Here is a 13,564-nt window from a genome sequence, read left to right on the forward strand (position 1 = left end):
TATATGCGGATAAGAGCATTTTGCGATTTCTATAACGAAGCCTATAGGCCTTTGCAGCTTGTGATCAAATGTGAGCCGGGCGAGCTGGACTGGTCACAGACATTATACATATCCCTGCCTTCTCCCCTCGAGCCGCTGGAGGCCGAGGATTACGGCGATGAACGAGGCGTGTCCGTGTTAATGGACGATCTGGTGAGCCAGGCAGATGACGACAGCCTCCTTGGTATTTTGCTCCCGCAAATCTACGGGCGCCACGGAGAGACTTTTGAACTGCTCCTTGTCCAAATGGATGACGTCGAGGAAATCCTTCAATTGGACAGGTATTACTGAACAGAGTTTTATGACAAAGCTGCTAAAAGAGCTCCGGTTCACCGGAGCTCCTTAGCAATACATTCTAGAAGGGTTAATAATCGCCCTTTTCTTATTTAACCTGCTCCATTTCAAACCTATATGACCCGGAGCCCACGGTAACCCAAATTCCCTGCTTTGCTGCTTCGATCTTCTCGATGCCTCCCGTTTCGCCCAGCGGTTTTCCGTTTTCCGTAACCTGGGTCTTGCTGGACGCTGCAGGCAGAAGAATTTCGGCCGTAGTGTTGACCGGCACTGTAACATCAAAGCGAAGTTTGCCGTCATCCAGCTTATGCCATGCGCTGCGGATCATGCCGTACATGCTCTCCAAGCGGCCGTCCGCCCAATGCAGGCCCTCACCCGGCTGCGGCTTAATTACAATCCGCTTGTAGGCCGGAACCGTCTCATCCAGGTCGATGCCCGCTACGACCCGGTACAGCCAATCGCCGATCGCCCCGTAAGCATAATGATTGAAGGAGTTCATATCATCGCTCCAGAAGGTACCATCCTCTTTGATGCCGTCCCAGTGCTCCCAGATTGTCGTAGCGCCCTTCGTAATCTGGTATAGCCAGGATGGATAGTCCTGCTGGAACAACAGCTTATATGCGATATCATTATAGCCGTTGTCGCTTAGTACGAAGTTCAAATACGGCGTGCCGACAAAGCCGGTCGTCAAATGATAGTCGCTCTCCTTCAGCAGTTCTATCAGCTTCCGGATAGTACGTTCCTTCGCCGGGCCCTCTACAAGCCCGAACATTAGAGCCAGTACCTGCGCGGTCTGCGTACCTATAGCCAGCCTTCCCGACGGGGTAACGAATTCATCCTGGAACGCCTTCCGCACATTGCAATACAACTCCGCATATTTCACAGCGTCGTCCGCCTTGTTCAACACTTCTGCCGCCTTCAATACTAAGGATACCGAGTACGCATAGAAGGCCGTAGCGATATAATCGCGGTCGGTGGCGCCGACATAACTGTTTTCCTTCGCATCCAGCGCCAGCCAATCCCCGAAATGGAAGCCGGTATTCCACAGAAATTCGTTCTCTCCCTGGCTGCGGATATACTCCACCCAGGCTTTCATGCTGTCGTACTGCTCGGCCAAGAGACGTTTGTCTCCATAAACTAAATAGATCGTCCATGGGTTAATGACCGCTGCATCTCCCCAAGCCGCCGAGCTGTGCTGGTCTTTGAACTCCTCGCCGCCTTTCTTGCCGAGCACGTTCGGAATGACAAATGGGACGCCGCCGTTATCAAGCTGATCCGCAGCTAGGTCGCGGAGCCATTTTGTAAAAAAGTCAGCGGTACCGTGCAAATATGCCGCCGTTCGGATGAACATTTGCGCATCCCCCGTCCAGCCGAGCCGTTCATCGCGCTGCGGACAATCGGTTGGGACATCCAGGAAATTGCCTTTGAGACCCCACTCGATATTATGCTGCAGCTGATTTATGAGCGGGTCCGAACACTCGAAGTAACCCGTCCGCTCCATGTCCGAATGCAATACCATTCCCTTGAATTGCTCAAGCCGTACCTTGCTTTCGTCAAAACCGGTCAGCTTCACATAACGGAAGCCCTGGAATGTAAAATGGGGTTCGTAGGCTTCAAGGCCATTTCCCTTCATGATATAACGTACCGTTTGCTTCGCTTTACGCAAATTGCCAATGTAGAAATTGCCCTCGCGGTCGAGCACCTCGGCATGCTCCAGCATCACTTCATTCCCGGCTTCGCCCTCTACCTCGAAGCGCACCCAGCCGACCATGTTCTGCCCCATATCGATGACAAGTTCGCCTTTAGGCGTCTTTATAAGTTCCACAGGCTTAAGCTCATTAACGATGCGTACAGGATCGCTCTCCTGAGCAACGAGAATGTCCTTGGAGTGAGCTAGAATCTTCACCTGATGCCATCTATCCTGATCATGGAAGCCTGCTTCCATCCAGCCCGACTGCTCCAGCCTGGCATCATAGGTTTCTCCATGATAGATTTCCGACATTAGGATCGGACTGCCCGCTGCCTTCCACTCGCCGTCGGACACGATCGTCAGCTGCTCTCCATTTTCCAGCTCAACATGCATTTGCAGCAGCAAAGCCAACTGGTCACCGTAAATGGAATGCAGTCCTTCCCATGCGAGATGGCCTTTGTACCATCCTGTTCCTAAAAATGCCCCAATGACGTTCTCTCCGGTTTGCAGCAGGTTCGTAACGTCATAGGTTTGATATTGCAGCCGCTCATGATAACTCGTCCAGCCCGGATTAAAGTAGCTGTCGCCCACTTTCCGGCCATTCAGCTTCAATTCATACAGTCCCAGCGCCGTCGCATAAATCCGCGCCGATTTCACCTTGCCCTCAATCCGGAAGCTTCTGCGCAGCATAGGGCATTGCTCGGCACCAACCCCTGCAATGCCTCCTGGAGCTTGAATCCACTCCCCCTCCCACTCCTGCGGAGATAACAGCCCCATTTCCCAATAAGCTGTTTCCGACCAATCGGTGCACTCCTCCTGCTCATTCCAGGCCCGGACACGGTAATAATAACGCTTGCCGGACTCACATGCTATACTGTTCAGCTCGATCTGGATTGATGCGTCCGACATGATTTTGCCGGAATCCCAGAGCACCTCGTTCCCCGGCTCATCTGCCGATACGACGATTTGATAAGCCAGCTGCCTTACTCCCCGCTGATCCGATTCCAGCTTCCAGCTAATCCGCGGATGCGGTATACCCAGACCGATCGGATTGACCTTATATTCACACCTGACGTCCGTGATCTTAAACATAGCCATCCTCCTCATGGATAAGTTTTATCGCATTTATGTTGGGGGATTCCCCCTATTTATAACTTGATTACCCTTTAACCGCGCCAGCCGTCATTCCCGCTACGATCCGTTTATTAAAAATGAGAAACAAGATCAGGGGCGGGACGGTCAACAGAACGACGTCGGCAAACAGGAGATTGTATGACGTGTTGTACAGGCTCATGAAGTTGTACAGAGTCAGCTGTGCCGTTGCGTTCTCCGCACCCGGCAGGAAATACAGCGGATTGACAAAATCATTGAAGACGTTAACCGAAGTCAGCACAATAATCGTGGACGTGACCGGTTTAAGCAGCGGCATAATCATACGGAAGAAAAAATTGAGGCTTCCTGCGCCGTCAACGAGTGCCGCTTCATCGATTTCCCGTGGAATGGTAGCCACAAAGCCGGAATACAATATGATCGCAAACGGGATATTGATCGCAACCTCAATCAGGATGAGCCCGGCCATCGTTTTGAACATGCCGATCCCGTTCAAGACCCAAATCGTTGGCACAACTGCCGGCGGAATCATGAGTCCGGCCAGGAATAGAAAATGAACGATGGTCAGCGGCTTGCTCTTCCTGCGCTGCATAATAAATCCCGCCATCGCGCAGACGAAAACTAGAATGATGATCGAAGCGACCGTAATGAATGCGCTGTTGAAAAAAGCGCGAACCAACATATAATCCTGGGCCTGAATCACTTCGCGGTAATTGTCAAGGATTTGGAATGCGTTCGGCCATTGCAGATTCATCTTGGAAGCTTCCCTGCTGTTCTTGAAGGAATTGATCAGAATGAAATAAAACGGAATAATGAACAAGATCACTGTTAGCAAAATAGCGAAAAGCTCCGCTATGATTTTTCCGGATTTGCGCATTACAGATCGACCTCCCTTTTCGTGAGAAATCTGTAGAGCGGGAAGGCCAGCACAGCGACGATCACGAATAGAATGACGTTGCCTGCCGTGGATAATCCGTAAAATCCGCCTTGATATTGCTTGTATATGATCGATGCGATCAGGTCAGAACTGAAGCCGGGTCCCCCCTTGGTCATGGTCCAGACCAAATCGAATGTCCGCAGTCCGCCGATAAACGATAAGATAATAACGGAATTCATCGCCGGCCGGATTAGCGGCAGCGTAATATGCCAAAATTTACGAAAGGCATTCCCGCCGTCGATATCGACCGCCTCGTAATAATCGGCCGGAATGGACATCATGCCCGCAATATAGATGACGGTAGCAAAACCGACGCCTTTCCAAATATCCACGAGTCCGACCGAATAAATCGCGAGCGCCGGGTCGCCAAGCCAGTTCGGCCCCTGAATGCCGAGCGCCGCCAATGCCGTATTAATCAAGCCGCGGGACGGATGCATCAAGTAGCTAAATGTAATCCCGACTGCAATCGTACTGATCAAAGTTGGAAAAAAAACGACCGATCTCAGAAAATCCTTCGATCTGATGCCAGAGGTCAGCAGCACCGCCAGCAGCAGGCCGAGCACTACCTTCGTTCCGCTAGTCATCACGGCGTAAATGAACGTATTGCGAAATCCGATGTTCAGCGAAGACTCCTTGAAGAACATGATAAAATTATCAAGGCCGATGAATTCCCAGTCCGTGAGCGTCCAGCGCGTCATACTGAAGAAGAAGGACACGATCGTCGGCAGCAGAAAAAAAATAAAGAAGATGATGCCCGCGGGAAGCAAAAATCCATAGCTGTACAAAGATTTCGTTGATTTCATTCAGGCTTCACTCCTTCCTCGGAATTGCCGGCCCCGCAGCCGCTGCCGCAGGGCCAATTGTTACCAAATAGCCGTTACCAGCCCTCAAGACCGAGTTGGAGCGCCTGCTTCTCGACATCACTGTCATATTTGGCCGCGCCTTCCGCCGCGGAGGATATTCCCGTTGCTACTTCAACGGTAATCTGCTCCAGGGAAGGGCCTTTGATTGGAGAATAGAATTCCAGCGCCGGAGCCGTTTTGCCGGATTCGAAATAAGGCAGCATCTCTTTTACGGCAGCGTAAGTATCATCAGGCAGCTCCACGCCCTTGATCGGCATCGGCCCTTCCGGTTTCATAGCCGTCAAGTATGCTTTAACGCCTTCTGGAGAGACGAAGAACTCCATCCACTTTTTGGCAGCGTCTATTTTAGAGCCCTCTTTATTTGCATAAATACCGCCCGGCATCCAAATCGTCAAGCCGTTGACATCGGCCGTATCACTCGGCTGGGCGAACGCGCCGATATCATCCATCATTTCAGGGTAATTCGCATTAATATTCGTCAAAACTAAAGTCAGAATTGGATAATGGGCCGCTTTCCCCTCGGCCAGCATGGCCAGCGCATCCTCCAGCTTCGTTGCCGTAGCGTCATCATTGAAATGCTTCTTGTCGCGTAGCGATTGCAGCTTCTCGAAGCTGCGCAGCGCTTCTGGCGTCGTGGCGTATTTTGCTTTGTTATAGGTATAATCCTCCGCAAAATTCGGAGCCAGGGAATGCACGTTATAATAATCAGCCAGTACGACAAGCTGGGAGGTCCAGGAATCGCTAAAGGAACCGATGACCGGGGTATATCCGGCTTCTTTAATTTTATCGTTGTTCGCCAACAGTTCATCCCACGTCTTTGGCACCGACAGCCCCAGCTCGCTATAAATTTTCTTGTTGTACAGCCAGGCTCCGCCCACTGTTGATCCGCCTGGAATGCCATATACCTTGCCATCTACCGAGACCGTATCTTTAAAGGAATCCAGCACATTGTCCATAAACGGTTCGTTCGTCAGATCCACGAAATACTCCTGCGGATTCAAGGCTTTGAACAGGGAACCCGAGTTGTAGAACATTAAATCCGCCATATCGCTTGTCGCCAGGCGCGTCTTTACGACGTTATCTCCCTCTGTACCGCCAGGGCGGAGTTCGATCTTGGTCTCAATGTTCAGTTCCCGCTTGATTTCATCTGCTACCGCCTGAATGCCGTCAATCGCGGTCTGGTTGTCGATAAGCAGCGTGAGCGTCGTTTTCTCGGTATCCGCAGCCTCCTTCGCAGATTCATTGCCGGAAGTTCCGGCAATGTTCCCGCCTTTGCCGCAAGCGGACAATACAATCAGCAGTAAAGCCAGTGTCAGACTTAACCAGGTTGCTCTTCTTCTGAACGTCATAAATGAATCCTCCTTTTGGACATGTGCCCCCATCTTATTTGCATTCCATTACCGCCAAAAGGGCCCGGGTTCCCTTAAGCGAAGCGTCCGTTAAACGCTTACATATATAGTTTAATTTTAAAATGAACGGAACACAGCGGGGGATTTTTCGTATTTAGGGGGAGAGATTTTCCTTTAAGCCAAAAGCCAGGCAAACAGATGCCCGGCTTTATTGAGCTTGCAGCTTCTTCTGATATTCTGTCGGCGTAATGCCCACAATTCGTTTAAACAGATGGCTGAAATATTTGACGTCCTCGTAACCGACCATCTGGCAGACATCCTGAATCCGCTCAATTCCGCCAGCCAAAAATTCCTTCGCTTTCTCCATCCGGTAGCTTGCCAAATATTCCGAGAAAGACTGCCCGGTCTGGGTTTTGAACAGCCGCGACAGATATCCCAGACTGACATGATGTTCGCTAGCGAACTGCTGCAAAAAAATGTTCTGGTGATAATTCTGATGGATCCATTTCAGGAGCACGGGGATCAACTCTTTAGGCAGCGTATCCGACGAGACCGTCTGGGCACAGATGCTTAATGCGAAATGCTCCAAATGACGCCCGAGCTCCTCGTATGTCGCTACTCCCTCGAAATTCCCTTGCACTTCGGAATCCGTCTGCCGCCAATCCACCGCCCCCTGCTGCAATTTATATCGAAGCGAGTAGGCCATGTCATTCAAGAAAATCATCAGCTGGTGCCGGGCCACCCGCTTGTTGGCAATCTTGGCGACCACCGTAGCGACGGTTTCTTTAATTTTGGTCATCTGGCCTTTCTTGATGAAGGCTTCCAGCACCCTGATATCGTCCCATAGATCGCTGAGATTCACCTCGGAGACCGCTTCATTCCGGCCAATCCAAGTAGATTGGGCAAATCTCCGGTTCGTTTCCACTCTTTCGTCCAATCCTCTGTAGACGGCATGTAGAGAGGCCTTCGCCTGCTTCAGGTCCCAGCCGACATGTATTGGCCCATCCTGCTTCGCTTCCAGGAACCATTCGTGCAAGTCATTTTCGTATCGTTTGATCTGCCCCTGGTCGTTGAAAGGGAGAAGCAATATCTTTCGCTGCGCGTCCAGCTCCACCATGTAGCTGCCGCCGGCCGCATGATTTACAAATTCACGAAACCCTTCTTCTGCAGCAGACGGCATATGGGCCAAACCTTGCTCTGCCATAGCCAGAACTATGAAATAGGGCTGCTCGTAGATCTCATCAAAAAGCGGAGAATCGACAGGCTCCGAATGAAGCAGCATTTGCGACAGAAGCCATTTATTCTTGGCGCTCCTTAACTTCATATCGCTTTGAATGCGCTCGATGGCATGATCGATCGTGTCGTAAAGTGCCTCTTTTTTGACGGGCTTCAGCAAATAATCGATAACGCCAAGCTTCAAGCCTTGTTGGGCATAAGAGAACTGATCGTGCACGCTCAAAATGACCGCCCTGATTGTTGAATCCAATTCAGCAAGCCTTTCGACTAATTCCAAACCGCTAATGCCCGGCATTGTGATATCCGTGACGACCAGCTCCGGCCTGATTCTCACCGCTGCTTCAAGCGCGTCATCCCCATTGTCATAGCTGTAAACCCGGTGCCGCGGTTCATATGCCTTAAACAATTCCACGAGTTCTGCAAGCGCCCAGCGCTCATCCTCCACTAAAAAGATATTCATTGCGTCGTCTCCTCTGCCGGCATTGGTGTAAAAACCTTGTAAGGAAAAATCAACGTCACCGTTGTTCCTGCTCCCTGTGAGCCCGCTATCTTAACGCCGTACCCTTCACCGTACAGCAATTGAATGCGCTGATGGATGTTGCTGAGTCCAATCCCTTCGCCATCCTCCTGAACATCATACTTACTGCGTTTACTGTACTCGGCAAGGCGCTGCTCCAGCTTTTTGATCGCTTGCTCCTCCATACCCATTCCGTTGTCGCTGACCGAGATCAGCAGCAGCTCCCCTTCCGTGCATACTTTGATATTTATAAAAGCATCCGCTTTCTTCCGGCTGAAGCCATGGATGATTGCGTTCTCTATTAGCGGCTGTACCGTAAGCTTGAGGACGGAGGCGTTCATCAGTTGCTCAGGGACTTCCATTCTTAACTCAAAGCGGTCGCCAAAGCGATGCTTCTGAATGTTCATATAATTATCCACATGCTCCAGCTCCTGCCGAAGCGAAACGGGAAGCTGCAAATTCTTCATGGTGTATTTGAATAAGTCAGCCAGCGATTCGGACATTTCTGCCACCTCTTCAACACCCTTTAAGCGGCTGATGGACTTCATAATATTCAGCGTATTGTAAAGAAAATGCGGATTGATTTGCGCTTGCAGCGCGGATAGCCTGGCATCGTTCTCGGCCAGCTTGGATTCGTAAACCTCCGTGATTAGGCGCGATATACTGTTGAGCATGTTGTTATACACACGGCTTAGCACCCCGAGCTCGCCCCTGTTTTTAATATCCATCCTCCCACTTAAGTCACCCCGTTCGACCCGGTTCATCTCGGTAATCAGCTCCCTTAAAGGCTTGGTCACATGGCGGGCAATCAGGTAGGCGACTATGGATGCAAGTACGGCTGCGATAAATCCGACAATGACAAGAATGATCTGTGCCTCCTGCTGTTTGGCGACCAGGAAATCGTTAGACAGCAGAATCAGAATGTTCCAGCCAGTGTAATCGGATTTCTCGGAAGTGTACAAATACTTTTTATCCATCCAAACGATTTCCCCGGAATTTTTCCTCTCGTCTGTGCTTAGCGCATGAGCGAAGGCTGCAACGCGCTGTCCCGTATAGGCATCCTCATTGTCATATATGACAGCGCCTTCATCCGTAACGATGAATACACGCATTTGCTCGCCAAGCGGGTCGGAGCCAGAGTATACGAGCAAGCGTCCCATTTCATGGGCGTTGATATCAATCTTGAGCGAGCCAATTTTATCCCTTCTGGGAATCCGGTAGATATGGCGCACAAGGGAAAGGTTTTTCTCCCTGTAGCCTTCTTCATTGGAGGAGGACGGCGGGAGCAGCAAATAACCGCTTTTGGACATCGCATCCAACTGGGTCTGCCAAAACTCTTCCTGAAATACTTCGGCATTTACGGTTGATCCTGCCTCGTAATGATAGGAAATATGATCCGTCGTTAATAGGCGGATTCCGGCAATTTCCGGACGAGGATGGGCATAGTTGAAGAGCAAGGCAAAGAGCTCGTTCCTTACCTTCAAGCCTTCCTTAGGACCGATTTGGGCATGATTGGCCAGAATACCCTGTATGGCGGGGTCGCTGAAGATCGATAGAGAGATTTTCTCAATGTCATCCATAAAAAAATCGACGGTTTTGCTATACTGCCCGCTGAGCGTATTTAACATCGAGTAGGTATGCGTCTTCGTATCTCGCATATTCCCATAGTAGAAAATAAGGCAGGTTAAACCGATCACGACAAATAGAACGAGAATAAATGCGATCAGAATTTTCGTTTGCAGCATCAGATTGCGCCAGGTTCTCAAGGGTATCATCTCTTTTCCTCGATGTCCGATAGATTACATGTCACTTTGCATCTAATTATAACCATGAGCACTTTTATAACAACCTAGTTTTCAAAATAGAATATATCCATATTTTTACTATATTTAACAAAATAGACACTATAGTCATTCTAAAATAATAATTTTTCCATTTATAATATATTTTGAGAATTATCTATAAATAGGGGGGCAGGCGGATGTATTTCAAATTTAAGCCGGAGGTCATCTTCACGAAGCGCAGAGACGGCTCTATACTAAGCAACGTGATGACAGGCCGTAAAATCTATCTTGATGCGGAGGATACCCGCAGAGCAGAAATATTGCATGATCACTGCCAGCCGGGCCCCGTCTCGCCAGGCGCGGGGAATTTGGCGGCTTACTTGGCGGAGCAGGGTTTCGGACATTTACACAAACGGAACATTCGTGTGGAAAGCAGCAGTCACCTGATGCATGCTAGACAGATTGATATAAAAGCGAAAATAGGCCGTTAGGCATCAAAAGCCTGACCCCGGTATTCTTCCGGGTTCAGGCCTTTAAATTTAGCCATGCCTCTATCCTTTTACAGCGGAGCCCATAGTCATCGCCCTTTCAACCTGTTCACTGAAGAACAGATAGATGATCACCATCGGAAGGCTGGCAATCGTCATCACTGCCCCCATTCCGCCCCAGTCGGTGCTATATTGACCCTGAAAGAACAGTAGTCCCAGGGGTAGTGTTTTCATCGATTCATCAGAAATAAGTATGTTCGCCAGCATGAACTCATTCCAATTGTTTAAGAATTGAAATATGACTACCGTCGCAATCGCCGGTACAACTACGGGTACTATTATTTTAGTGAACAGCCGATAGACACTTGCTCCGTCCATGCATGCCGCTTCTTCAATCTCGGAAGGAATATCGCGCATAAACCCATAGAAAATAAGCGATGAAAATGGCAACCCAATCACGATATAAGGAATAATGAGCGCCCCATACGTATTCGCCAAGTGAAAGTCTTTTACAAGAATAGCAAGAGGTATCATAATGACCTGCAATGGCATGAACATGCCCACCAGCATATAGAGCCGTACCGCTTCCCGAAACCTCCAGCGCAGCCGGGCGATAGCGAACGAGAACATTAACGCTAAAATGACGATAAATAACGTTGCCGCCGTAGAAACGACCACACTGTTCATAAAATACTGCGGGAGATTAAATTGAGTCCAAGCATTCATGTAGTTTTCATATCGAAATTGGGTCGGCAGCCCAAATGGATTGGTAACGAATATTTCATTGTTGTCCTTGAGTGAATAGGAAATCATCCAGAACAGCGGATAAACAGAAATAATAAAATACAGCCATAAAGGAACCTGGATGAGGAATGATTTAACCCGTTGCATAACGATCTCTCCTTCTAAGATGCATGTTAATCATCTTTACGATCAAACACCTTGTTGATAATCATCGTCGCTACCAGTGAAATGGCGACCAATAATACAGATATGGCTGAGGCGTATCCATACTTATTCTCCAGGAAGGCATACCGGTAAATCATGAAGGTTAAAGTATAATTGCTCGTGCCTGGCCCGCCATTCGTCATAATAAGCATTTGTACAAAAGCGCCGATTCCTGATGTGATCGCAATGATAAAGCAAAACTTAAAGGTTTCTTTCATCAAAGGGAGCGTTACTTTACGGTGAGCCATCCATTTGCTGCAGCCGTCGATGGTTGCCGCTTCATAGTATTGCTCGGGGATCGATTTCACTCCTGCATACAGGAGGCTGAATTGGTAGCCCATGAACTGCCAGGCGTTAACAAAAGCAATGGCAACAATCGATACCGTCGGCGAAGTCAGCCAGTTTTGCTGATAGGAGATTCCCATGATCTGAAAAAGCTTATTGATCAAACCATTCGTCGGATCATACATTGCAATCCAAAGCTGGCATACTACCGTCACAGACAAAATCACCGGCACAAAATAAGCCGTTTTCAGCAATTTTCTAAACTTGACTCGCGGATCGGCACAAGCCAGCGCTAGAATCGTTCCGAGGCCAATTTGAAAAACGACCAGGACAACGGAAAAAATAAAGCCATTCCGCAAGGATGTCATGAGAAGAGGATCCTGGAACATTTCCTTATAATTATCGAGACCATTAAACACAGCCGTACCTAATCCGTCCCATTCAAAAAAGCTGCGATACATGGTTTGCAGCACCGGTGAAATGAGAACGACTGTATAGGCTAGCAATGCCGGAAGCAGAAAAATCAGTATTGCCTTCTTGTTGCTTAAATATCTATCCATGGTGTAACCCCACTCCTTTCCTGGAAGCAATCCCCCCTGATTTAACACATACATCAAGGGGGACGGCTGGGTCTCTATGTCTTACTTGTTCTCTTTAGCCAATACGGAATTTAGATTTTTAATGAACTGCTCCGTGGAGAAGCCGTCGATCAGCATACTTTGCGTATTGTCATCCAGCACATTCTTGATCGAAACATTGTTCAGGGCGACCGCATAATCGGTAGCATTTGGAAGTATTTCATCTGCAATGCGCTGCATCATCGGCGGGATTTCCGCCGTAATTTCTTTATCCACTTTTACGGATACGATCGGACTGCCAAGCTGAGCGTATTTATACTCGGCAGCCTTTTGAGCTAGGAAGCTGGCTACCTTCACCGTCAGCTCCGGATCTTTTGTCGATTGAGATACAGCAAAACCGCCAGGGGATGGAGAACCGTTAACTGCATATTTAGTTTTTTCATAGGTTTCTTCATCTTTTGCCGGCCAGTACATCCAATCCACTTTATCGCCAAGTTTTTCTTGAGAGCTGTAAATTTCCCATTGTCCGTTCACGAACATTGCAGCCTTACCCGTGTAGAACAAGGATGAAGCCTGATCATAGTTCGTATTTGTAGCGTTTACATCAAACAGCCCTGCTTCTTGCAATGTTCTCAGTTGATGAGCTGCAGTGATGAAGGACTCGGGCAGTTCAGTGACACCGGCTTCATCCAGCTTTCCGTAGCCCATGGCTTCCTCGCGCGTAACAAAGCCTTGATAAAGCGCTGTAGGAATCCACTTCTCTTTAGCGAAAATGGAAAGCGGAACATACCCTTTTTCCTTCAGCTTTTTCGCAGCCTCTGCTAACTGATCTACGGTCTTGATCGGAACTTCAATACCAGCCTCTTCAAATATTTCTTTGTTGTAATAGAGGATCTGGAATTCGATGCCGGTAAATGGAAAAGCATAAATATGACCGTCTGGTGCAATTAACCGTCCTTCAACCCCAGGATTCAATTTATTCTTAAAAGCTGTCGTTTCTTCAAATTCATCTAATAAAAGAACGTTTTTAGATTTGGCAAACGTTTGCAAAGTTACCCAGTCTGTTTCGAATATATCCGGCATATTCCCGGTAGCGGCATAAGTTTTTAGCTTCTGGTATCCATCCTGTACCGCAGGATCCAGCACGATTTCAACATGCGGCATTTCCTTCTTCAGTTCTTCTACCGCATAGTCAAACGGTTTGGAGGTGTCGTCATCAAAATGCTGAGCATACACCTTTAGCTTAACCTTCTCTTCTCCTGAATTACCGCTTGAGCCTGTCGAACCCTGACTCGAATCCCCCCCTGAACAAGCAGCTAGCAACAAAGATAACATGGCGATGGTGACTAGAGCTGTTAAAGACTTAAACCAAACTTTTTTCATGCTGTTACCCCTCTTTTCTGGATTTAACGTGCTGTTCACCTTCTTCTGGCAACGCTTTCAAGG

At 48.7% G+C, this 13,564-nt stretch carries 11 protein-coding genes; 2 read left to right on the forward strand and 9 right to left on the reverse strand.

The features are described from left to right. The first annotated feature begins 3 nt into the window (after positions 1-3). Positions 4-330, forward strand: a complete 327-nt coding sequence (locus GNP95_RS09655) for a hypothetical protein (RefSeq protein ID WP_155610603.1) — start codon at positions 4-6, stop codon at positions 328-330. Between the two features lie 91 nt (positions 331-421). Here the strand turns inward: GNP95_RS09655 and GNP95_RS09660 are convergent, their stop codons facing one another. The 6 genes from GNP95_RS09660 to GNP95_RS09685 all read right to left on the reverse strand — a co-directional run bounded on the left by GNP95_RS09660 (position 422) and on the right by GNP95_RS09685 (position 9,780). Further along, a complete protein-coding gene (locus GNP95_RS09660) occupies positions 422-3,115 on the reverse strand; it encodes an alpha-L-rhamnosidase (protein WP_155610604.1) in 2,694 nt (897 codons plus the stop codon). 67 nt (positions 3,116-3,182) lie between these two features. Then, complete coding sequence (locus GNP95_RS09665; RefSeq protein ID WP_155610605.1) at positions 3,183-4,010, reverse strand: carbohydrate ABC transporter permease; 828 nt, start codon at positions 4,008-4,010, stop codon at positions 3,183-3,185. Continuing rightward, positions 4,010-4,873 (reverse strand): carbohydrate ABC transporter permease, encoded by an 864-nt coding sequence (locus GNP95_RS09670; RefSeq protein WP_019636939.1) that lies wholly within the window; start codon positions 4,871-4,873, stop codon positions 4,010-4,012. The genes GNP95_RS09665 and GNP95_RS09670 overlap by 1 nt, the downstream gene beginning before the upstream one ends. A 74-nt stretch (positions 4,874-4,947) precedes the next feature. Beyond that, positions 4,948-6,282, reverse strand: a complete 1,335-nt coding sequence (locus GNP95_RS09675) for an ABC transporter substrate-binding protein (protein WP_155610606.1) — start codon at positions 6,280-6,282, stop codon at positions 4,948-4,950. Positions 6,283-6,490: 208 nt separating this feature from the next. Further along, on the reverse strand, positions 6,491-7,978 hold the full coding sequence (locus GNP95_RS09680; RefSeq protein WP_155610607.1) for a response regulator transcription factor: 1,488 nt from the start codon (positions 7,976-7,978) through the stop codon (positions 6,491-6,493). After that, complete coding sequence (locus tag GNP95_RS09685; RefSeq protein WP_230873733.1) at positions 7,975-9,780, reverse strand: sensor histidine kinase; 1,806 nt, start codon at positions 9,778-9,780, stop codon at positions 7,975-7,977. Before GNP95_RS09685 ends, GNP95_RS09680 begins: the two co-directional genes overlap by 4 nt. Positions 9,781-10,016: 236 nt before the next feature. On the opposite strand from GNP95_RS09685, the gene GNP95_RS09690 reads away from it, so the two are divergent. Beyond that, entirely contained in the window at positions 10,017-10,310 is a 294-nt protein-coding gene (locus GNP95_RS09690; RefSeq protein WP_155610609.1) for a hypothetical protein, read from the forward strand. 60 nt (positions 10,311-10,370) lie between these two features. Here GNP95_RS09690 and GNP95_RS09695 read toward each other — a convergent pair whose 3' ends face one another. The 3 genes from GNP95_RS09695 to GNP95_RS09705 all read right to left on the reverse strand — a co-directional run bounded on the left by GNP95_RS09695 (position 10,371) and on the right by GNP95_RS09705 (position 13,501). Continuing rightward, positions 10,371-11,198: a carbohydrate ABC transporter permease gene (locus GNP95_RS09695; RefSeq protein ID WP_155610610.1), complete on the reverse strand. Its 828-nt coding sequence runs from the start codon at positions 11,196-11,198 to the stop codon at positions 10,371-10,373. A gap of 26 nt (positions 11,199-11,224) precedes the next feature. Further along, the gene (locus GNP95_RS09700) at positions 11,225-12,100 is read right to left on the reverse strand and encodes a carbohydrate ABC transporter permease (protein WP_155610611.1); all 876 of its coding nucleotides are present in this window, start codon (positions 12,098-12,100) and stop codon (positions 11,225-11,227) included. A gap of 81 nt (positions 12,101-12,181) precedes the next feature. After that, positions 12,182-13,501 (reverse strand): ABC transporter substrate-binding protein, encoded by a 1,320-nt coding sequence (locus tag GNP95_RS09705; protein ID WP_155610612.1) that lies wholly within the window; start codon positions 13,499-13,501, stop codon positions 12,182-12,184. Positions 13,502-13,564: the final 63 nt, after the last annotated feature.

The sequence above is a fragment of the Paenibacillus woosongensis genome, from assembly GCF_009725165.1.
GTDB lineage: Bacteria > Bacillota > Bacilli > Paenibacillales > Paenibacillaceae > Fontibacillus > Fontibacillus woosongensis.

Bases quoted from the DNA above. Each gene is read 5' to 3' on its own strand.
- GNP95_RS09655 (WP_155610603.1), top strand. From the start codon at position 4: ATGCGGATAAGAGCATTTTGCGATTTCTATAACGAAGCCTATAGGCCT.
- GNP95_RS09665 (WP_155610605.1), bottom strand. From the start codon at position 4,010: ATGCGCAAATCCGGAAAAATCATAGCGGAGCTTTTCGCTATTTTGCTA.
- GNP95_RS09670 (WP_019636939.1), bottom strand. From the start codon at position 4,873: ATGAAATCAACGAAATCTTTGTACAGCTATGGATTTTTGCTTCCCGCG.
- GNP95_RS09690 (WP_155610609.1), top strand. From the start codon at position 10,017: ATGTATTTCAAATTTAAGCCGGAGGTCATCTTCACGAAGCGCAGAGAC.
- GNP95_RS09660 (WP_155610604.1), bottom strand. From the start codon at position 3,115: ATGTTTAAGATCACGGACGTCAGGTGTGAATATAAGGTCAATCCGATC.
- GNP95_RS09685 (WP_230873733.1), bottom strand. From the start codon at position 9,780: ATGCTGCAAACGAAAATTCTGATCGCATTTATTCTCGTTCTATTTGTC.
- GNP95_RS09705 (WP_155610612.1), bottom strand. From the start codon at position 13,501: ATGAAAAAAGTTTGGTTTAAGTCTTTAACAGCTCTAGTCACCATCGCC.
- GNP95_RS09680 (WP_155610607.1), bottom strand. From the start codon at position 7,978: ATGAATATCTTTTTAGTGGAGGATGAGCGCTGGGCGCTTGCAGAACTC.
- GNP95_RS09695 (WP_155610610.1), bottom strand. From the start codon at position 11,198: ATGCAACGGGTTAAATCATTCCTCATCCAGGTTCCTTTATGGCTGTAT.
- GNP95_RS09700 (WP_155610611.1), bottom strand. From the start codon at position 12,100: ATGGATAGATATTTAAGCAACAAGAAGGCAATACTGATTTTTCTGCTT.
- GNP95_RS09675 (WP_155610606.1), bottom strand. From the start codon at position 6,282: ATGACGTTCAGAAGAAGAGCAACCTGGTTAAGTCTGACACTGGCTTTA.